This window comes from uncultured Dubosiella sp. (assembly GCF_964018005.1).
GTDB classification, from domain to species: domain Bacteria; phylum Bacillota_I; class Bacilli_A; order Erysipelotrichales; family Erysipelotrichaceae; genus Dubosiella; species Dubosiella muris.
The window spans coordinates 67,358-85,165 of record NZ_CAXHOA010000002.1 but is presented as its reverse complement, the minus strand read 5'-3'; the positions used below and the strand labels follow the sequence as shown (position 1 = coordinate 85,165).

Genomic DNA, 17,808 nt, shown 5'->3' with positions numbered 1-17,808 from the left:
TTTCTCTCTTCTCGGGAGGCAATCGAATAATCAATAAAGCTGCTTTTCCGCATTTCAGAACAAAAAAAAGGCGAAAATATTCGCCATTTTACCGTTTCTCGATTTCCTTGATCTTTCCATACAGCATCGTGTTGATCGGGGCCGAAACGCCCGCTTTTTTCGCGATATCCATAATCGTTTTCGCGAACAAGTCAACTTCCGTCTTCCGTCCGGCCAGCACATCCTGCGCCATGCTTGGCATCGAATCCGGATCGAGGCGCGCGATCGCGTCCTCCCAGCTTTCGATTTCCGCATCCGAAATACGAACGCCTTGGGTCGCGAGCACATCCCGCGTTTCCTTCATCGTGTCGACAAAAAGCCGATGGAGCTCTAGATCCCGCATGACCTTTCCATACGTCGCGCGATGGATGGCGCACACCTGGTTGATGCCGCAATTCAGCATAAGCTTAGAATACTGGTCGTGGACGATATCGCTCGAGGCGACATACGGAAACCGGATTCGTTCAAAAAAATCCACCAGCGCTTCGAACGCCCTCTTCTGGCTCTTTTGCTCCATGCCGATGACAAGCTCTCCCGTGCTGGAATACGTCAGCTCGCCATCATGGTAGCGGGCGTCCATTTTCTGGGAAATGGCGCGAATGACCGGCTGCGAAAACGCGCGCATGAGCGTTTCGTCGCTTTCGATGCCGTTTAGACAGGAAACCAAAATCGTGTCCGGCTTCAAAAACGGTTTGATTTGCTCCATCGCGTCCGCGAAGCCCGAAGCTTTCGTGGCGATCAATACGAGATCGACCGGATACGCGTCGGCCGGGCTGACATACCGCTCCGTCTTTTTCACGCCGTTGACGACGTAATCGTTTTGCTGGTAGCGCGCCTTCCGGTCTTCATCGCACAAAAACGCGAACCGGTCGCCAATCTTTTCCTCGATAAGCGTGCCAAACAACCCGCCGACCGCGCCCCGGCCAACGACAAGCACCTTTTGAATCGCGTCCATGTCAGTCCCCTTCCGGGCGGTTTGGATTCACGATCCGCTCGAGAACGAACCGTCCGTCCTCGAATGTGTACTCGAGCACGCAGCAATTATAAAACCGTTCCGTCTTTTTCACCTTGGCGTCCTCTTCCCACTGCCGGTAAAAGTTGGCGATCGCCCCGCCATGCGAAACCACGAGCACGCTTTCGTGGCCCTCCTGCTCCATCAAACGGGTCAGCGTCTCGCTCATACGCTTTCCAACCTGGGCGCGCGTCTCCCCGCCGCCATATACCGCGAAAAACGTGTCGTATTCCTCCAACGGCGGATTGAGCGCTTCGCTTTCCCCGTCAAACTTGCCAAAATTCATTTCCTTCAATCCTTTGAGCCGGACGTACGGCAGCGACGTCACGAGTTCGAGCGTGTCGCTGACGCGCTCCGAAGTCGAGCACGCCGCGTCGGTAAAGACGATGCCGTTTTCGTCAAACCACGCTTTCGCCTTCAACGCCTGCGCCTTTCCTAGCTCTGTCAAAGGCGAATCGGTCCAGCCCTGGATCTTTTTCTTCTCGTTGAACATCGTCTCGCCATGCCGCATCAAATACAGTTTTTTCCTCATAACACAAATTTCTCCTTTTCCGTTTGCACGAACCGGACCAGCTTCATATCGTAACCGTCGATTTCGTATTCGAGAATGCAGCCGTTGCGAAAATCGCGCGGATCCTCGATTGTCTCGTCTCTTGGCAAAGAGCGGAACAAGCCCGAAACCGGGATACCGTGGCTCACGCACAACACGCACTCATGATCGGGCTGGGCCATGATTTGCACGATCGTTTTGTACGCGCGCACGATCGCCTCTTCCATCGTCTCGCCGCCGACCGTCTTGAAATACGTCGCCATGTCGCCCGATGGAATATCGGCGTGGAAAGCGCCATCGTACCGGCCAAAGCTCATTTCACGCAAGCCGGCCGTCGTGAACCGGGGAATATCGTATCCGGCGGTGATGAGGCACATCGTGTCGATCGCGCGCTGCAAATCGGACGCGTAGGCGTGGTCGAAACGAATGCCGTGTTCGTCAAAATACGCCCGGACCTTGCGCGCCTGCGCCTTTCCCTTTTCGGTCAGGGGCGAGTCGCTCCATCCCTGGCATCGCTTTTGCACGTTGAATTCGGTTTGTCCGTGACGGACAACATACACTTTCTTTTTCATAATTTTATTATAAAGAAAAAGAAAAAAATTTTCAGAAAAACATTGCTTGATGCGAACTCCAAGGAATATGATGAAAATACCAAAAATATGATAAGGAGAAAGGTTGAACTTATGGAAAAATCAAAAGTGTATTTCACCAAAGACACCGGTTCGAAAAGCCTTGTCCGCCTGTACGAGACGCTGGGCAAGGAGCTGACAGGCAACGTGGCCGTCAAGCTGCATTCGGGCGAAAAAGGCAATCAAAACTTTTTGCGGCCTGAATTTGTAAAGCCCATCATCGACAAAGTGAACGGAACCGTTGTCGAATGCAATACGGCATACGGGCACGACATGGGCGGACACCGCTTCAACACGGAAAGCCACCGCCGGGTTCTCAAAGAGCATGGCTGGACGGAAAACTTCGATGTCGACATTCTCGACGCCGAGGGACCGGACCTCGTTCTCGACGTGCCAAACGGCAAGATCCTCAAGGAGAACTATGTCGGTAAGGACATCGACAAATATGGATCCCTGCTCGTTCTTTCCCACTTTAAAGGGCACCCGATGGGCGGTTTTGGCGGCGCGCTCAAACAGCTCTCGATTGGTGTCGCCTCCTCGGATGGAAAATGCTGGATCCATTCGACCGGCAAATCCAAAGATATGAAAGACTGCTGGGAAATCCCGATCGAGCACGACGAGTTTCTGGAAGCCATGGCGGACGCGGCGCAAACCGTCCACAACTACTTCAAAGACCATGTCGTCTATATCAACGCCCTTGTCAATTTGTCGGTGGACTGCGACTGCTGCCACGTGGCGGAAGATCCTTGCATGAAAGACATCGGTATCATGATCTCGACCGATCCGGTCGCCATCGACCAGGCGTGCCTGGACATGGTGTACAATTCGACCGATCCGGGACGCGATCACCTCGTGGAGCGCATCGAGTCCAGAAACGGACGCCACACCGTGGACGCGGCGGCCGCACTCGGCTTTGGAACGAAGGAGTACGAGCTGATCGACATCGACAAGTAAAAGCTTCCCTGACGCCAACCGGCGTCTTTTCTTTTGATTGCGCTTTCAATTTTCAGGATAAATAAAGTAAACGCTTACTTTTATATTGTTGAATTTTTTTTATGTATTTCCCTTTGACTTTTCGAAAAAAAGGACTATATTGAGGATGTTCAAAGGAGGAACAAACCATGAAATTCAACAAAATCAACAAAATGAAATCCGATGAAATGATCAAACGATATATGAGCTCGAGAACGAGCGACTTTGACTGGAGCATGCCTTCCAGCATTCGGCCGGCTAAATCCAACGTTCAGCTTGGTGCCGTTCAAAAGGCCGTTTTGAACGAGTCCGGCGTGCTTCATTAATTTTCCCCAACGCCTTCGGGCGTTTTTTTGTCCAAAACACGAAAAAAAACAGCCCTCTTTTATGGCTGTTTGGCCAGACGTTTTGCCGCCCGAAGCAAAAGAAGCTGCCGCTCTTTTTTAAAATGGATCGCGTCCATGAACGAGGCGCCTTTTAAAAGCCATTCCACTTCTTTTCCGGCTTGTTTTTGGTGCTGATACACGTTGGCGATTTCCACAAACAGCTCCGCGCAGCGCAAGCCGTTCGCGTACGCCTTTTTCAAAAAAGCCTTGGCTGGCGTGTAGCGCCGGCGCTTGCGCGCCTCAATGGCTTTCGTAAGATAAAACCGGTACGCCAGGCCGCGCTCGTAATCCGCCAGATCGAATGGCTTCGCGGCTTCGATCTTCAGCTTTTGCGCAAACGGAACCGGTTTCGCCTCCTTCTGCGTATACGAAGACGTCAAAACGGTTTCGCGCAGCCGCGGTCTAATCTTCTCGTACGTCTGCTTCTCAATGCCATACATCCACTCGACACGCCGGCTTTCGTCCTCGAACGGACATTCCATCTCCTTTTGGATCGAGGCTTGAATATACGGCTTAAAATACTCCAGCTGGCCGATCTCATCCAAAGAAAGCCGAAACAAGCCGTACTCGCATTCTTTCTGATTGGCAAACGTCCACGTCCAGGGACATTGTTCCAGCAAATCCGCGTTGGCTAAAAGGGAAAACGAGTCGCCCGCGCATACAAAGCTGCATACCGGCCTTCCTTTCGCGCGCACCGTGACGACCGAGCTGCCGCTCTTGCCAACGCCCCAGTCCGCCTCGCCCATGGAAACAATGGCGGACACGATTTCCAGCTCACGCTTCGAAAGCACTTGTGACACGTTTTTGACATGCCTTTTCAAAGACGCCTGATCACTCATCAACCGGGCGAGAATGTGTCCGCACGCCACGGCGTCATCCAAAGCCCGGTGATGGTTTTCCAGTTCGATGGCCAGCTCCTCGCAAACGACGTTGAGCGCGTGTCTTGACATGTGCGGCAGCAGCTTTTGCGACAAGTCGACCGTATCCAAGTATCGAATCGTCGCCGAGTAGCCGAGCCGCTCCAGCGTGGCCTTCAAAAACGCCGTGTCAAAGCCTGCGTTGTGGGCGACCACGATTTCCTTTCCTTCCAGCGCGCCGCCCAAAAACCGGACAAACTGTTCCCACACCTCTTTTTCCGGTGGCGCGGTTTGCACCATTTCGGATGTGATGCCGGTCAGTTCGGTAATAAACGGCGAAACGGTTTCAACCGAATGAACGAGCGAGGAAAACGTCTTTGCCGGCTTCCCGTTTTCAAAAAAGCAGGCGCCAATTTCGATGACGCGCCCGTTTTGGCTGTCCCGGCCATCCGTTTCAAAATCAATAGCGACAAAACAATCCGCGATCTTGTCCAAATCCAGCGGATATTGTTTCATACTCCTTCGTGATACAAATGGTTTCATACCGCCATTATACACCTACACGATTTTTAATAAAATTTTCTACTCCATCTCCATCCACTCCCGCTGCCATTCGACAAGCTCGCGCAGCGATTCCACATCTTTGTCGTCCAAGGTCCGCGTTCTCGTCTCGATGACGCACCCCAGCAAAAACCGGTACACGTCCCTTTTGCGGCGCGCTTCACTTTGATGGCGCAGCGTCTTCAAGGTGCGGTGGATGTTTTTACGCCTCGAACGAAGTAAATCCTCCACCAGCGTCAATCCGGCTTTTGTCCATGGATCGCTGGCGTTTGGAAAAAGCATTGACAGCTCCTCTTGGGCCCGCCTGGTTTCGCCAAGCAAAAAATATCCCATCGGCAGCAATCCAAAGTTGCCATCCAAAAGCGTTTCCTTCGTCCGGTTTTCCTCGATGAGCGCGCACCCTTGCGCGAACTCCTTTTGCTGGAAAGCGATCCAGATCCGCTGGTTCACAACTTCCCGCCAAGAAACACCCTCCGTCTTTTCCAGTTGATCCAGCTGGCGTTTGGCTTCTTCATACGCGCGCATCGAACACAAAAAGCACACCGACTGCATCGTGGCATCCGCGGCCCGGTTCCACTGGTTTTGTTCCACAAACAGCGCTTTCGCCTTTTGCGTGAGGCGCAGTCCCTCCAAAGGATGACGGGCGCCGATTTCCCGCTGACCGAGCCACAACAGCGCCAGCGCCTCGACTTTCCGGTCGCCGCATTGGCGGGCGAACCGCAAGCCGATTTCCAGCAGCTTTCGGGCCTCCCGTCCATCCGTGTTCCAAATTTGGTCGTAGCCAGCCACCGTGTAAAAGAGCGCCAGCTCCCGCTCCTCCAACACGTCGTAATCCTGTTCAATGGCTTCAAACCGCTCGCGCCACGCCTTTTTGTCCTTTTCATAAAACGGTACATCCAACACAAAATCGAGCAGCTGACGGTGGAAATACCCGTAGTCTATCGTTTGATTTCCGGTTTGGATCTCATTGGCTTCTTCCTTGTTCCGTGTGTAAATGGCGTTCCGCGCTTTTGCGATTTGCCCTTTCGCTTCGTCCAGACGACTCCAATCGTCGTCAAAGGGAATTTCGTATCGTTCCATAAAGCGTTGAAACAACGACTCGTCAACGATTCGGGTTCCTTTCTCCATTTGGAACCACGTCGTTTTCGAAACCGAAAGATCACCGGCCACGTTTTCGAGGGAAAATCCCCGTTTTGACCGCAACGTCCGCATGAGCGCGCCTTGAATGCGGCTTTTCTCGTTTTTTCCAGTCTTCAACATTCCTGAATATCCTTTCCTTGAGAAAATACATCCCCATTATAAAATGATTTCAAACGAGAAAGGAAGTCTCTCTATGATTCGTCGACTGTTTTTTCATCAAAAACACCTGCTCGCGCAAATTTTTTTCTGGCTCGTGCTGGCGGCCGTCGTGGAACTCGGAAGCGCCGTCGTGTTCGGCTTGCTCATCGACCACATCGCCGATTTGAACCACCTTCGCTTTTACGCGATATGCGCCGGGTTCATCGTTTTGCATTTCATCGCCCAGTACGGCCGGGAGCGGATCATGGAGAAAGCGAAGCGCCAGACGCGGGTGACTTTGCTCGAGGGCGCGATCCAGGCGTACCTGGCCGAGTCGAACACAACGTTTCACCAAACGGAATTGAACGCCTACTTGAACAAGCTGTCCACCCAGATGGACACACTCATGGACCAGTACATGACGCCGTTATTGAAGGCGATGGGGCTGGCCGTCAACTTCGTGTTTGGCTGCGTGTACTTTTTTACCCTTTCCCCGCTGATTCTTGGCTTTTTACTGGCGGGCAGTATCGTCATGGTCGGATTCAACGCGCTGTTTCAAACGAAGCTGAAGGCGAGCCAGCAGGCGGTACTCGACCAGCAAAGCCAATGGCTGGCCCGCATCCAGGCGATGTACCACAACTTTTCGGTCATCAAAAACTACGATTTAGAAAAGCGGGAACAAACCATGTTGCGAAAGACGATTCACGCCGGCGCTGACGCGGTGTACGCCAATCATCTTCTTCTAGCCAAACTGGACGCGATCAATTTCGAGATCGGCTACATGTTGTTTTTCGGTCAGGTGTTTTTGTGCGGACTCTTGCTGCAAAGCGGCGCGGCGGCCGGGCTGGCGGTCAGCGCGATGCAGGTGTCCAACACGATCACGAATCCGGTCATCAACTTTTCGACAATTCGCAACCGGCTCGTGTCCAACGCGCCGATTCTGGCCTCGTTTTTGGTGTTGCGCGATCGAGCGGTTTCCTCTTCCATTCCAAGCGAGGATCCCGATTCTATCCCGGTTCAAATCGACAAGCTCGCCATCCAGGGCAAGACGATTCTTCACGACATCGACTTTACGCTTCGCGCCCGGGAAAAGGTCATGATCGTCGGCCCGTCGGGCTGCGGCAAGACGACGTTGTTCAACGTGCTCAAAGGCGACATCGCTCTTGATCCGCCACTGCCCGACTTTCACGCGTATTGTTCGATCGTCGAGCAGGACGCGCCTTTGTTTCCGGGCAGCGTGGCGGACAACATTTGTCTGGATACACCACGCGACGAAAAAAGGCTCGCCGAGGTTTTGGATCTGGTCGGCCTTTCCTATTTGGACCCAAACCAGAGGCTTCGCTTGGATCACGACGTGCTTTCGGGTGGCGAACGCCAGCGCATCCAGCTGGCCCGGGCGTTGTATCAGCGACGGCCCTGGCTTTTGCTGGACGAAGCATTTTCCGCGCTGGACACGCAAACAACCGCGACCATCGAACGCGTGTTTCTAGAACGTTCCGATTTGGCGATGGTTTCCATTTGCCACAAGCCGGTTACGGCCAATATGGAGCTTTACGATGCGATCGTATTCATGGAGCGTGGAACGATCCAGCGTGTGCAAAGAAAAGAAGATTGAGAAAAGGAACTCAGGCTTCGTTTCCGATTTGCTCGTGGCCTTGAAATGAAAAAGAAATCCGATTTCACGAAACGGATTTCTTTTTCTATACCTCCCGCACCAAAAACGCGCAATTTACACTTTTTCAAGGGACTTTTTAATTTCTGCGCAAAAAAGGACGGCTCGCACTGTCCCAAAGTATCTATTCCGCTTTCACAAACGTAAAGAAATCCAGCGCCTCGATCAAATCAAAGATTTCCTCCTCGCTCGCGTCGACATGCCCAAGCAAGTTGCGCTGGCCGTCGTTTTTCATCGGCTTCAGCACGATTTGCACTTCGCCCGCATAATGGCGCAAATGATCGTTCACGATGACGACGTCGCCGCGCTCAAACATCGGCTTGTCGCAAATTCGCGGTTTGATTTCCTCTTTGCCGCACGCCATCCGGCTCAACCGGGAACGCAGCATATAGTTCAAGCAATCACCCAGATCGGCGTGAAAGCCAAAGTACAACCGCTCCTTTTCCGCCTCGCTCAATCCTTCTTCCTCGTGAATCAAAAACGGAATGCGGACGAGCTGTTCTTTCGGCACGGCTTTGCCATGCATCGCGTACATGCCGCGTAAAGCGCGCGCCATTTTCGGATCCACTTCTTTTAAAGAAACCGTCGCCTTGTCCAAAACCCGCGCCACGGCTTCCAGCTCTTGCTCGCTGGCGAACGCGTTGCCAAACAGCGCCAGGTCGATCGTCTTCATCGCCAGCATGTGCTTGAGCTGGGCGCTCACCGGCACATCCCGGTGTTCCTCGATCGTCGGCAGCCCGTCCGATACGGGCCACGGGCCATGCGTTCCTTCCACCTGCGAGTTCAAAAACATCGCGACTGGAATGCCCAGCTTGTGAAAATGCGCGTTCATCCCTTTGATTTGCTCATAGCTTGGCGCCGTATAGCGCTGCGGGTAGAAATTGTGGCACGTGGAGATCCGTTCTTTTTTCGCCCCGTGCGCCAGCGCGTTGTCCACGACGCGAGTCATCGACGTGTTGTATTCGATCTTGATGCCAAACGGGTTGTTGATCAGCGCCGCGTTCCGCTCGTCCCCATACGGACCATCCATCCGAAGAATGTCGATACCCATTTCGTTAAAGACCGAAAGATCGTCGTAGCTGGCGCCAATCTTTTCAAAAAACCACGTATTGACGTCACCGTCGACCACATACCCCAGCCCGTGGGCGATGTCCGTCAGTTTTTTAAAATAATCCACGATTTCCTTTCGCGTTCCATCGACCGAAAAGATGGACGTGAAAATCGTATCGAAGCCATATTTCGCTCCCAATGTCAAATACGCTTCGATTTGTTCCAGTGTTTCCTGTTCCGGATACACGCTCAATCCAAGTTTCATATTCATTTCTCCTTTATCCTTTGGATTCATTATAAAGAACAATCCAAAGCGAAGGGAACAAACCTTTTCCTAACGCCTGCTTGTTTTTTACTTTACCTCGTCATAGGAGATGACTTGCACGTCGTTGTCTTTCAGCCATTGTTTGACGTCCGGATCCATCGTCATCTGCACTTCCAGCGTTCTTGGCTTGAGCAGCGAGGATGTTTTTAAAATAAACGCGTCCAAATAGCCCGGGTGGAGCACCATCATCGGAACGACATTCTCGTCATAGTCCGCCAGCGCCATCCGCTTCAACGTTTCAAACGGGTCGTAATCTTTGTCGTTGAAGCCAAAATTGCTCGCCATCCAGCTGTTTTTAAACGGAACCGGTCCGCTAAAGCTCATTCCCAAATAGTGCAAGCCATGCCGCTTCGCCACGATTTCCAGTCCCTTGAAAAAGTTGTCGCTCGCCACCGCGTGCCCTTCAAAGTAGCCCGGATCCCTGCCCGTGATTTCCTTGAATTTTTCATATTGCGCTTCGATTTCCAAAATGACCTCATCCAGATCGACAAAGTCCTCTTTCGCCGAACGATACGTCTTTGAGCTTTTAAAGTTTCCGTTTTCGTCCACAAGCGATGGAATATCCTTCGGATCGCAAAGCGGTTTCCCCACACAAATATTCGTATGCTGCCCGATACACACATCAAGATCCTTGATCAAATCAAACCCGTTTTTCGCTTCCGGCATGTTCGGCATCAGTCCCACCGACCGCACGATGCCATGCCGCACGCTGTCCATGATGCCATAGTTCACACCACGCGAATAGCCCAGATCGTCCGCTCTTACTAAAATCTGCTTCATTTTCCTTTTCTCCTTTTTCCTTTATTGTATCGAATAAGACGAGCTACGGAAGAATATTTCTTCCGCAGCCCGTCTTTGGATTAAATTTCCAATACAGGTTCCAGTTCCTCGGCCGCCTCGATTTCGTCCTCTTCCTCGAAGCCGCCTAAGACGTATGTTAGAATCGCCGTTCCAAACATGCCAATCATCGAGGCGATGATGCCGTGAATCAAATTGCTCGTTCCTCCGGCTACAAAACCAAGGATTGCCAAAAAGTTCGTCGCGCCCATCACATACGTGGTCACATGCATAATGCCCGCGTACAATCCGCCAACAAAGCCACCAATCAACAAAGCGATAAATGGTCGTTTGTAGCGCATGCCGACACCAAACAGCACCGGCTCAGTCACACCGCCGAGAATTCCCGACACGAAATATCCAAAGCTTTCCGCTTTCTCCTCTTTGTTTTTTTTGTTTAAAGAACGCGCCCAGCGCCATGCCGAACGCGGACCATGTCGCGATTCCTCCGGCAACTAGCACAAACGAATCGCTTCCTGTCTGAAGCATCGTCGTAATGGCGAATGTAATCAGCACCGCGTGCATGCCCGTCATAACAAGGAACTCCCACAGCGCCGCGACAACCGCTACCGCGACAAAGCCGCCCACATCGCCAAATCCAATCAGCAAATCACCCACCCATGCGCCAATATAGCCGCCAATCGGACCACAAACGCAAAACAGAAGCGGAACCATGACGGCGATGGTCAATGTCGGTACAAAAATCGTCGACAACACATCCGGAACGACTTTTTTAAAGAACGTTTCCACGACGCTCATGATCGCGACCGCCAGTAAAATCGGCAAAACGGATTGCGCGTACGACTGCACCGGCGCGTTCAACAAGCCGTAAATCGAAATCGACTCCTTTGTTCCGATCAGGCTGACAAAATCCGGCACCAGCAGCAACGTTCCCATCATCATGCCCAGCGTGACGTTGGTGCCCAGCTTTTTGGCCGCCGAATACCCGAGAAACACCGGCAGAAAATAGTAGAAGGCGTTGTAAATCGCGTTCAACAGCAAGTATGTGTCGCTCTCCACACTAATAAGTTTTAACATGTCCGGCCCAATCAAAACGAGCACGGTTTTGAACATCGCCGCTCCGATCATGACGCCAATCAGCTGCGTCATCGCGCCCGACATATAGTTCATGATATTCGATCCGATCGTTTTCAACGTCAGTTTCTCCTTGGGCTGATCGAGGTTTTCCTCGATCGCGGCCTCTTGCTGAAAGCCGCCTGTTTCACACACCGCCTTGTACACCTTTGGCACGTTTTGCCCAATGATGATTTGGTACTGGCCGCCCGAATGCGCGATGCCCAGCACGCCTTTGATCTTCTTTACCTTTTCGTCGTCCACGATGCTTTCGTCTTTCAAATTCAGGCGCAGCCGCGTCATGCAGTGCGTCACGAACGAAATGTTTTCTTTTCCGCCAACAAGCTCTAAAACGCTTGCCGCGATTTGCTGGTTTTTTTCCATCTTTCTTTTCCTCCTAAAAATAAAACCCAAAAACACCATTAAAAGTTTTTGGGTCATGCCCTGTTTTCCAGGTTACAATCCTCGTTGGATAAATCGGTTGATGTGGATCATCAAATACAGGATCTCGTCCTGCGAACAATCCGCGTGGTATTCTTCCTTCAAAAAATCGTTGATCTTCATCGCCGTCTTGAACGAATCCGGATACTTTTCCATCATCATGGCGTACAAGTCGCTCGTTTCGTCTTTGAACTCCTCATGGCGATCCTTGCGCTTCACAAAATAGGCGATGTGGTTTTTAAACCGGTAGTAGTTTAAATCCTTTCGGGAAATCTGAATGCCGAAATCGTGTTCGATCGTTGCGATGGCGAACTTCAAGATCCGGTCCGACCGCTGCGACGCCGTTTCCGTCTTCCCTTTCCTGTCCCCGATCTGGTTGTTGATTAAATGCATCGCGATGCATGTGATCTCTCCTTTGGGCAGCTTTACCCGAAAGTTGTGGTTCACGTTTTTCACGATCCAGTACGCCCACTTGTTTTCCTGCGGATACTCCTGCTCGATTTCATCTGAGTAGGGGAACTGGATCGCCATCCCTTTGTTGAAGCGTTCCAGCGCGAACGTGATATGGTCCGTCAAAATAAAGACGAGGTTGGGATTCCATTCCGCGATGATTTTCGTCGAAACCACGTTCATCATTTTCGTGCACAACAACAGCACGCGCTCGTCCACGCTGTTGATCAAATCATAGTAGCGAGGATCAATGTCATAGTACGTCCGGTCGATTTTCGAAAGATCGTTCAGCTCGTAAGGAATCGCTGGAAACCCGACGCCTTTTCCAAACACGATAACTTCCTTTTCGTTTTGATCCAGTCCGATCGCCACGTTGTTGTTGATTTTCTTAATAATCCGCATCGTCTTCCCTTTCTAAGCCTGAATCAGCACATCACCCGCCTTGACTTGCTTCGGATTCACTTTGATTGGCCGTTTGAATCCTTCCGTAAAAACGACCATCGTCGTCGTTTCGAATCCGTTTTTCTCAATCACGTCTTGATCAAAATCCACGATTGGCTGCCCGATTCGCACCTCGTCGCCTTCCTGGATGAGCGTCTTGAACCCTTCTCCTTTCAAGTTTACCGTATCCAGTCCGATGTGGACAAGCACATCCACGTTGTCTTTCGTGCGGATGCCTACCGCGTGCCCGGTCGGAAAAACGGTGATTGCCGTCCCCGCGACGGGAGCCACGACCTGTCCGTTTTCCGGCTTGATGGCAAAGCCTTCGCCCATCATCTTTTTTGAAAACACCGCATCGTTCACACTCGACAAATCAATGAGCTTTCCGCTCAATGGAGCCGCCACAACCAGTTTCGACCGCTTTGGCGCTTCCGACTTTTTCTTTAACCCAAACATACACCCTCCTTTTTCGTAAAAAAAACTCCCCGTCAACATCCACCATGCATTTGACCTTCGTCAATCACAGGTAATGCCTCCAAGGAGTTACAAACCTTATTTCTGGCTATATCCTAACGTCTGATGTAAGCGTTGTCAATCCCTTTTTTCGAATTAGTGAAACAAAAACTTCATGATCTTTTCGCGCAGCTTCCCCTTCAACAAAAGACGCTGGGCTAAAATCACAAAGGTCGAAACCGCCTCGCCGATTTCCTCGTCCCTGTTTCGTTTCTCTTTGTCCCAGCGCTGCTTCTCCAAAAGCCACGCTTTCTTTTCCTTCTCCATCTTCTCTTCCAGCACCGTGTTCATATACTGCTCGAATGCCCCCGCCATCACAACACCTCCCTTCGTTGGTTCGGTCTTTTCCGATTGAATGAGCGAATCCAGCACGGACTCCACGATCCGGTCCGCGCTCAATCGTTTCAAGTTTTCACAGTCATTTTGCGGCATCGACTGCGCCAACGTGCGCGGTTTCCACTCCTTTTTTCCATAATGAAGCACAATCGTCACACAGGGGATACGATACGACAAGTCATCCGGATCCAGATGGATTTCCCGTCCGCTTTTTTCGCGCAACGAATTTTTTTACGGGTTTGCCGGATCTTCGTCGTCATCCAGTGCCACGTCGTCGCGTCGTACGTCAAATTGCGAATGTCCATATCCGGATCTATCCCCGTCTGGTTTTCAAAGCCAATCAGGAACCAGGGCCTGCGTTCTTCGTCCACAACCAGAGCGAGCGTATCCCGGTCAAAATACCGAAACATCCCGTTTCGATGGATCTTTCCCTGCATAGTCAAAAAAACGATTTGTTCCGGTTTTACTTTTGGCGTCCCGTCACACACGAACGTGTTCACCAAAGACGCAAAAATTTCTTTGATGGAGAGGAGTGCTTTCAAACTTCTGTCTTTATCCAGAAAATTTCCTCCTTCATAATCATAAGTAAGTGCGATGAAATTGGATCCAAGTAGATCGAAAAGAAAAAAATTAAAAAAAATGGAATTCCGTTTTTCTTCCATACAAGTTTTGATTTTTCCCAAAATCCTCCCCCCATTTCTGATATAATGAAAAAAGAAAATCAACCAAGAAAATTATAAAAGTAAGAGGAGAGAGAATGTAATGAAAAAAACAAGTTCGATTCGTAAACGAAACCTAATTGTCGGGATCAGTCTAAGCGTCGTCGCAATTCTGGCCGCCATCGGTTTTTTTATGTTCCTGCCCAAAGACACGATCGAAGCCAAAGAACAAGTGGAAGTTCCGTATGGCGAAGCCATCCGCCTGGAACCCGCGCTCTTTCTGGAATCCGATGCCGAAGGCGTCACGATTGAAAGTCCGCTGCTGAGCGATTCGTCCAAATACACCTACGACGCCACGACGAAAAAAGTGACCACGAAAGGAAAAGACGCGCTCGAACCCGGCACCTACACCGTCACGCTTATTCGAGGCGATCAAAAAGTCAGCTCCAAGCTCGTCGTCAAGGAAGACACCACCGCCGGCCTGCCGCGCTTCATCGGCTTCCCGGAACTTGTCGTCGTCGAGCAGGACGCCATCGACTTCGACTTGGCGAACTACTTCCTCGCGATCGCGAACGAGCCGGTCCGCATTGAAACCGACGCCGTCGACATCACGAAGCCGGGCGAAAACACGATCAAAGTCAAAGCCATCTGCGAAAACGGCAAATTTCTGGAACAGGAAGTCAACGTGAAAGTCGTCAGCGCCAAAGACGTCGCCAACGGCGAAACCCTCTCGTCCATGGTGGACGGACTCGTTCCGCTCAGCCAGCAAACCTGGGACGCCCTGAACAGCGGAACCCAGACATCCATCTCGATCGCGCCACAACCAAAGGAAATCGAGACGATTTTGCTCCAAAAGGAAAAAGGAACGCTGAAAAACGCGATTTCCTACACCAAACCGGACGGTAAAAAATACTTCAATCCGGAAACGTTCAAACCGGAAGGCGCCCCGGCCGAAACCAAAACCGAAGCCGAGCCAAAGGCGGCCGAACCGGAAACGAACACCTCAAATCAAACACCAGCATATCAGGAACCATCCTACTCCAACCCGGGAACGTACTATCCGGGAAATTCAGGCAATACCGGAACGACCACGCCGGACCCGACCCCGACGCCAGATCCGGAACCAACGCCGACACCAGATCCAGAGCCAACCCCGACGCCGGACCCGGAACCAACGCCGACACCAGATCCGGAGCCGACCCCGACACCAGATCCGACACCCGTCGATCCAATCACGCCACCGGAAAGCGGCGGCGACAGCCAGTAACCAAAAAATACCGATGGAATCATTCGCCATCGGTTTTTGCTTGTTCATTTTTTTTGGAAAGCCGCTGTTTTTCGCTCTTTTTATACGCTTCCAGACCCTCTTTTTTACAAAACGACTGAAATGGGCATTCTTCGCATTTCGGATTGCGCGCCGTACAAAAATAGCGGCCGAAAAAGATGAAATCGTGATGCGCCTGGTTCCAACGGTCCCGGTCGATCTTTCGCTTCAGCTTTTCCTCCACCTTCTCCACGCTGTCGCCAAACTTCGCCAGGCCAAGCCGCTTGCTCACCCGATCCACATGGGTATCCACCGCGAAGCTTGGAATGTCGAACGCGACGCTGCGCACGACATTGGCCGTCTTTCGTCCCACGCCCGCCAGCGACTGCAATTCTTTATACGTGCTCGGCACGACGCCGTCAAAACGCGCCATCAAATCCCGGGCCATCGAAACGATGTTTTTCGCCTTCGAACGATACAAACCAATCGAGCGGATGTACGGTTCGACATCCGCCGCCTCGGCTTTGGCGAGGCTTTGCGCGTCCGGATATGCTTCAAACAGCTTCGGCGTCACTTTGTTGACGGAAGCGTCCGTTGTTTGCGCCGACAAAATCACCGCCACGACCAGCTGAAACGTCGAGTCGTGGAAAAGCTCGCATTGCGCGTCCGGAAAAATCGTTTCAATTTTTTCGACGATTTCATTGCCCGTCATTACCGGATCCCGCTTTCGATATCTTCCGTACTCAGCCCCTTGTTGCTCCAGGAAATAAGCACGTTCTCAATGTACGTCAAATTGCGCTTGTTGTAGACAGACGCCTCGTTCAACGCGCAAATCACCTGCCGCTCCGTGAATTTTTCGGACAAATCTAAAATTTTCTGCATTTCCTGCGGACTCAGATCGCGTCCGAATTCATCCTCGAATTCCGAAATCAAGCTTTTGGAAAGCTGTTTTCCAGGCACTCTTGTCATCCGTACGAGCCCGTCCAGACAGAACACGACTTTTCCGTTCACAAAGTCGATCGTCAAATACCCTTTCGTGGACAAAATTTGAAAAATCGTATCCACTTCCTCTTCGCTGATTTTCGCCTTTTGCGCGAACGCCTCCGTCGAAATCGGAAGGTCGTGCCGGTTGTAATGCGCGATCAGCAGCACGATGAGCGCCTCTTTCGCGTCCAGCGTCAAATTCTCCAAATTGGAAAAAATCCACGCGCACTGGTCGATCCAGGGCGCGGACCAGTCAATATTTTGTGCCATCCTCTATACCTGCCTTTCATAAACCCGGGTGAACGTGTCGTAGTCGAGCAAAAGCATCCGATCCGATCCGATCACTTCGTAGCATGGACTGTTGTATCCAAACGTCAGCTCCACCGTGCTTGGCTCGATCCCGTATTCCTTTTGGGCGATTTCGCGCGCTTTTTCATAGTCCAGCGTCCCGATGTCCCGCGTCGTGATCTCGTCAAGCTTCTGGTCGAACCAGTACAGCGTGTCTTCCGTATAGCCTTGATACGTCACATAGTCGAATATGTTTTGGCGCAGCCCTTGAATGCCCGGCACCTTCTTTTCGATTGTCACGTACGCCTTCGCCAGCTGCTCGTCATGCACCCGCGCCGGGCCGCTAATAAACAACGACCATAAAAGCGCGAACACAAACAAAAAGGTGAACACCAGCGTCAATGTCATCGGGAACCCGTAATACGAGGAACCCCCTCTTTTTTTCGTTTTCTTCTTTAGCACTGCCATGGGCCCATTATAACATAGAAAAAAAAGGAGAGAAACTTCCCTCCTTACGCCTGCGCGCACCACGCCGCGATCACATCGGCCGCCTGCCGGCTGGCCAGCGCCGCGAATTTCGAAAATTCCATCGGATTGTCGGCATGGTGCACGACATCCGACAACGTCCGCAGCACCAGCACCGGTTTTTCAAACGCGATCGCCACTTGCGCGACAGCGCCCCCTTCCATTTCCGCGCACGCGCTTTGCGGAAACCGATCCATCAGCTTCGCGAAATCCTCGGGACGGGCCATGAACAAGTCCTGCGTCGCGATCGTCCCCACATGGTACGGAATATCGAGCTGTCTGGCAATCGCCGACGCCTTCCGGACCAGTTCGGGCCGCACCGGAAACCGCAAGCCGATCCCCTCTTCGCCATCTAGCGGACTCGAGTCAAAATCCGCCTGCACGAGCGCGTCGGAAATCACCAGGTCGCAAACGTGCTGGCCGGAGCGCAAGCCGCCCGCCACCCCGACATTCATCACCAGGTCGACAGCCGGCTCCATGCATACGATCGTGGCCGCCATCGCCGCGTTCACCTTGCCGACACCACTTAGGCAGGCGACGATCGCCTGCCCGTTCAGCGTGCCGTAATGCAGCCGCGTCGTGCCGGTCCGCACTTGTTTTTCCTCTTTTACATGGGCGAGGACCGCTTGCAGCTCCTCCTCCATGGCGCAAATGATTCCAATCAT

General features: G+C 52.0%; 21 protein-coding genes. 4 read left to right on the top strand and 17 right to left on the bottom strand.

All coding sequences use genetic code 11. The features are described 5' to 3' along the window. Positions 1 to 88 precede the first annotated feature (88 nt). From ABNS49_RS02140 to ABNS49_RS02130, 3 genes are read right to left on the bottom strand one after another with little or no spacing between them, the layout of a single operon-like run. Complete coding sequence (locus ABNS49_RS02140; RefSeq protein ID WP_288341493.1) at positions 89 to 994, bottom strand: ketopantoate reductase family protein; 906 nt, start codon at positions 992 to 994, stop codon at positions 89 to 91. Between the two features lies 1 nt (position 995). Next, positions 996 to 1,583 carry a histidine phosphatase family protein gene (locus ABNS49_RS02135; protein ID WP_288341491.1) on the bottom strand — a complete coding sequence of 196 codons (588 nt, stop codon included), beginning with the start codon at positions 1,581 to 1,583 and terminating at the stop codon, positions 996 to 998. Further along, positions 1,580 to 2,173, bottom strand: a complete 594-nt coding sequence (locus ABNS49_RS02130) for a histidine phosphatase family protein (protein WP_288341489.1) — start codon at positions 2,171 to 2,173, stop codon at positions 1,580 to 1,582. Before ABNS49_RS02130 ends, ABNS49_RS02135 begins: the two co-directional genes overlap by 4 nt. A gap of 111 nt (positions 2,174 to 2,284) precedes the next feature. Between ABNS49_RS02130 and ABNS49_RS02125 the strand changes: the two genes are divergently transcribed. Both ABNS49_RS02125 and ABNS49_RS02120 read left to right on the top strand, forming a co-directional pair. Further along, on the top strand, positions 2,285 to 3,184 hold the full coding sequence (locus ABNS49_RS02125) for a DUF362 domain-containing protein (protein ID WP_288341487.1): 900 nt from the start codon (positions 2,285 to 2,287) through the stop codon (positions 3,182 to 3,184). Positions 3,185 to 3,351: 167 nt separating this feature from the next. After that, positions 3,352 to 3,528, top strand: a complete 177-nt coding sequence (locus ABNS49_RS02120; RefSeq protein WP_168353590.1) for a hypothetical protein — start codon at positions 3,352 to 3,354, stop codon at positions 3,526 to 3,528. A gap of 59 nt (positions 3,529 to 3,587) precedes the next feature. Here the strand turns inward: ABNS49_RS02120 and ABNS49_RS02115 are convergent, their stop codons facing one another. Both ABNS49_RS02115 and ABNS49_RS02110 read right to left on the bottom strand, forming a co-directional pair. Continuing rightward, positions 3,588 to 4,988: a 3'-5' exonuclease gene (locus tag ABNS49_RS02115; RefSeq protein ID WP_305085542.1), complete on the bottom strand. Its 1,401-nt coding sequence runs from the start codon at positions 4,986 to 4,988 to the stop codon at positions 3,588 to 3,590. Between the two features lie 39 nt (positions 4,989 to 5,027). Next, the gene (locus ABNS49_RS02110; RefSeq protein WP_305084784.1) at positions 5,028 to 6,266 is read right to left on the bottom strand and encodes a helix-turn-helix domain-containing protein; all 1,239 of its coding nucleotides are present in this window, start codon (positions 6,264 to 6,266) and stop codon (positions 5,028 to 5,030) included. A gap of 73 nt (positions 6,267 to 6,339) precedes the next feature. Between ABNS49_RS02110 and ABNS49_RS02105 the strand changes: the two genes are divergently transcribed. Next, a complete protein-coding gene (locus ABNS49_RS02105; protein WP_305084783.1) occupies positions 6,340 to 7,899 on the top strand; it encodes an ABC transporter ATP-binding protein in 1,560 nt (519 codons plus the stop codon). 181 nt (positions 7,900 to 8,080) lie between these two features. On the opposite strand, the gene ABNS49_RS02100 is transcribed toward ABNS49_RS02105, so the two are convergent. The 8 genes from ABNS49_RS02100 to ABNS49_RS02065 form a co-directional block, all read right to left on the bottom strand. Continuing rightward, a complete protein-coding gene (locus ABNS49_RS02100) occupies positions 8,081 to 9,271 on the bottom strand; it encodes a MupG family TIM beta-alpha barrel fold protein (RefSeq protein WP_304968678.1) in 1,191 nt (396 codons plus the stop codon). A gap of 87 nt (positions 9,272 to 9,358) precedes the next feature. Continuing rightward, a complete protein-coding gene (locus tag ABNS49_RS02095; protein WP_289108336.1) occupies positions 9,359 to 10,111 on the bottom strand; it encodes a ChbG/HpnK family deacetylase in 753 nt (250 codons plus the stop codon). An 80-nt stretch (positions 10,112 to 10,191) separates the two neighbouring features. After that, positions 10,192 to 10,521 (bottom strand): hypothetical protein, encoded by a 330-nt coding sequence (locus tag ABNS49_RS02090; protein WP_289108337.1) that lies wholly within the window; start codon positions 10,519 to 10,521, stop codon positions 10,192 to 10,194. Beyond that, the gene (locus tag ABNS49_RS02085; RefSeq protein WP_289108338.1) at positions 10,493 to 11,626 is read right to left on the bottom strand and encodes a PTS transporter subunit EIIC; all 1,134 of its coding nucleotides are present in this window, start codon (positions 11,624 to 11,626) and stop codon (positions 10,493 to 10,495) included. Before ABNS49_RS02085 ends, ABNS49_RS02090 begins: the two co-directional genes overlap by 29 nt. A gap of 72 nt (positions 11,627 to 11,698) precedes the next feature. Further along, a complete protein-coding gene (locus tag ABNS49_RS02080) occupies positions 11,699 to 12,535 on the bottom strand; it encodes a PRD domain-containing protein (protein ID WP_289108339.1) in 837 nt (278 codons plus the stop codon). Between the two features lie 12 nt (positions 12,536 to 12,547). Then, entirely contained in the window at positions 12,548 to 13,030 is a 483-nt protein-coding gene (locus tag ABNS49_RS02075) for a PTS glucose transporter subunit IIA (protein ID WP_289108340.1), read from the bottom strand. 153 nt (positions 13,031 to 13,183) lie between these two features. Next, the gene (locus ABNS49_RS02070) at positions 13,184 to 13,645 is read right to left on the bottom strand and encodes a hypothetical protein (RefSeq protein ID WP_289108341.1); all 462 of its coding nucleotides are present in this window, start codon (positions 13,643 to 13,645) and stop codon (positions 13,184 to 13,186) included. Beyond that, positions 13,576 to 13,965, bottom strand: a complete 390-nt coding sequence (locus ABNS49_RS02065; protein ID WP_289108342.1) for a hypothetical protein — start codon at positions 13,963 to 13,965, stop codon at positions 13,576 to 13,578. Before ABNS49_RS02065 ends, ABNS49_RS02070 begins: the two co-directional genes overlap by 70 nt. A 220-nt stretch (positions 13,966 to 14,185) precedes the next feature. Here ABNS49_RS02065 and ABNS49_RS02060 point away from each other — a divergent pair, with 220 nt between their 5' ends. Beyond that, positions 14,186 to 15,349: a hypothetical protein gene (locus tag ABNS49_RS02060; RefSeq protein ID WP_289108343.1), complete on the top strand. Its 1,164-nt coding sequence runs from the start codon at positions 14,186 to 14,188 to the stop codon at positions 15,347 to 15,349. Between the two features lie 19 nt (positions 15,350 to 15,368). On the opposite strand, the gene nth is transcribed toward ABNS49_RS02060, so the two are convergent. The 4 genes from nth to ABNS49_RS02040 are packed head-to-tail and all read right to left on the bottom strand — an operon-like array spanning position 15,369 to position 17,808. Continuing rightward, a complete protein-coding gene (nth, locus tag ABNS49_RS02055; RefSeq protein WP_289108344.1) occupies positions 15,369 to 16,058 on the bottom strand; it encodes an endonuclease III in 690 nt (229 codons plus the stop codon). Further along, a complete protein-coding gene (locus tag ABNS49_RS02050; protein WP_135980461.1) occupies positions 16,058 to 16,600 on the bottom strand; it encodes a DnaD domain protein in 543 nt (180 codons plus the stop codon). Before ABNS49_RS02050 ends, nth begins: the two co-directional genes overlap by 1 nt. Before the next feature lie 3 nt (positions 16,601 to 16,603). Continuing rightward, entirely contained in the window at positions 16,604 to 17,086 is a 483-nt protein-coding gene (locus ABNS49_RS02045; RefSeq protein WP_289197261.1) for a hypothetical protein, read from the bottom strand. 44 nt (positions 17,087 to 17,130) lie between these two features. Continuing rightward, positions 17,131 to 17,808, bottom strand: coding sequence for a 5'-methylthioadenosine/adenosylhomocysteine nucleosidase (locus tag ABNS49_RS02040; protein ID WP_135980463.1), 678 nt, complete (start codon positions 17,806 to 17,808; stop codon positions 17,131 to 17,133).

Bases quoted from the DNA above. Each gene is read 5' to 3' on its own strand.
- ABNS49_RS02130 (WP_288341489.1), bottom strand. From the start codon at position 2,173: ATGAAAAAGAAAGTGTATGTTGTCCGTCACGGACAAACCGAATTCAAC.
- ABNS49_RS02115 (WP_305085542.1), bottom strand. From the start codon at position 4,988: ATGAAACCATTTGTATCACGAAGGAGTATGAAACAATATCCGCTGGAT.
- ABNS49_RS02085 (WP_289108338.1), bottom strand. From the start codon at position 11,626: ATGGAAAAAAACCAGCAAATCGCGGCAAGCGTTTTAGAGCTTGTTGGC.
- ABNS49_RS02080 (WP_289108339.1), bottom strand. From the start codon at position 12,535: ATGCGGATTATTAAGAAAATCAACAACAACGTGGCGATCGGACTGGAT.
- nth (WP_289108344.1), bottom strand. From the start codon at position 16,058: ATGACGGGCAATGAAATCGTCGAAAAAATTGAAACGATTTTTCCGGAC.
- ABNS49_RS02120 (WP_168353590.1), top strand. From the start codon at position 3,352: ATGAAATTCAACAAAATCAACAAAATGAAATCCGATGAAATGATCAAA.
- ABNS49_RS02110 (WP_305084784.1), bottom strand. From the start codon at position 6,266: ATGTTGAAGACTGGAAAAAACGAGAAAAGCCGCATTCAAGGCGCGCTC.
- ABNS49_RS02095 (WP_289108336.1), bottom strand. From the start codon at position 10,111: ATGAAGCAGATTTTAGTAAGAGCGGACGATCTGGGCTATTCGCGTGGT.
- ABNS49_RS02100 (WP_304968678.1), bottom strand. From the start codon at position 9,271: ATGAAACTTGGATTGAGCGTGTATCCGGAACAGGAAACACTGGAACAA.
- ABNS49_RS02125 (WP_288341487.1), top strand. From the start codon at position 2,285: ATGGAAAAATCAAAAGTGTATTTCACCAAAGACACCGGTTCGAAAAGC.
- ABNS49_RS02040 (WP_135980463.1), bottom strand. From the start codon at position 17,808: ATGATTGGAATCATTTGCGCCATGGAGGAGGAGCTGCAAGCGGTCCTC.
- ABNS49_RS02045 (WP_289197261.1), bottom strand. From the start codon at position 17,086: ATGGCAGTGCTAAAGAAGAAAACGAAAAAAAGAGGGGGTTCCTCGTAT.
- ABNS49_RS02140 (WP_288341493.1), bottom strand. From the start codon at position 994: ATGGACGCGATTCAAAAGGTGCTTGTCGTTGGCCGGGGCGCGGTCGGC.
- ABNS49_RS02075 (WP_289108340.1), bottom strand. From the start codon at position 13,030: ATGTTTGGGTTAAAGAAAAAGTCGGAAGCGCCAAAGCGGTCGAAACTG.
- ABNS49_RS02060 (WP_289108343.1), top strand. From the start codon at position 14,186: ATGAAAAAAACAAGTTCGATTCGTAAACGAAACCTAATTGTCGGGATC.
- ABNS49_RS02135 (WP_288341491.1), bottom strand. From the start codon at position 1,583: ATGAGGAAAAAACTGTATTTGATGCGGCATGGCGAGACGATGTTCAAC.
- ABNS49_RS02105 (WP_305084783.1), top strand. From the start codon at position 6,340: ATGATTCGTCGACTGTTTTTTCATCAAAAACACCTGCTCGCGCAAATT.
- ABNS49_RS02050 (WP_135980461.1), bottom strand. From the start codon at position 16,600: ATGGCACAAAATATTGACTGGTCCGCGCCCTGGATCGACCAGTGCGCG.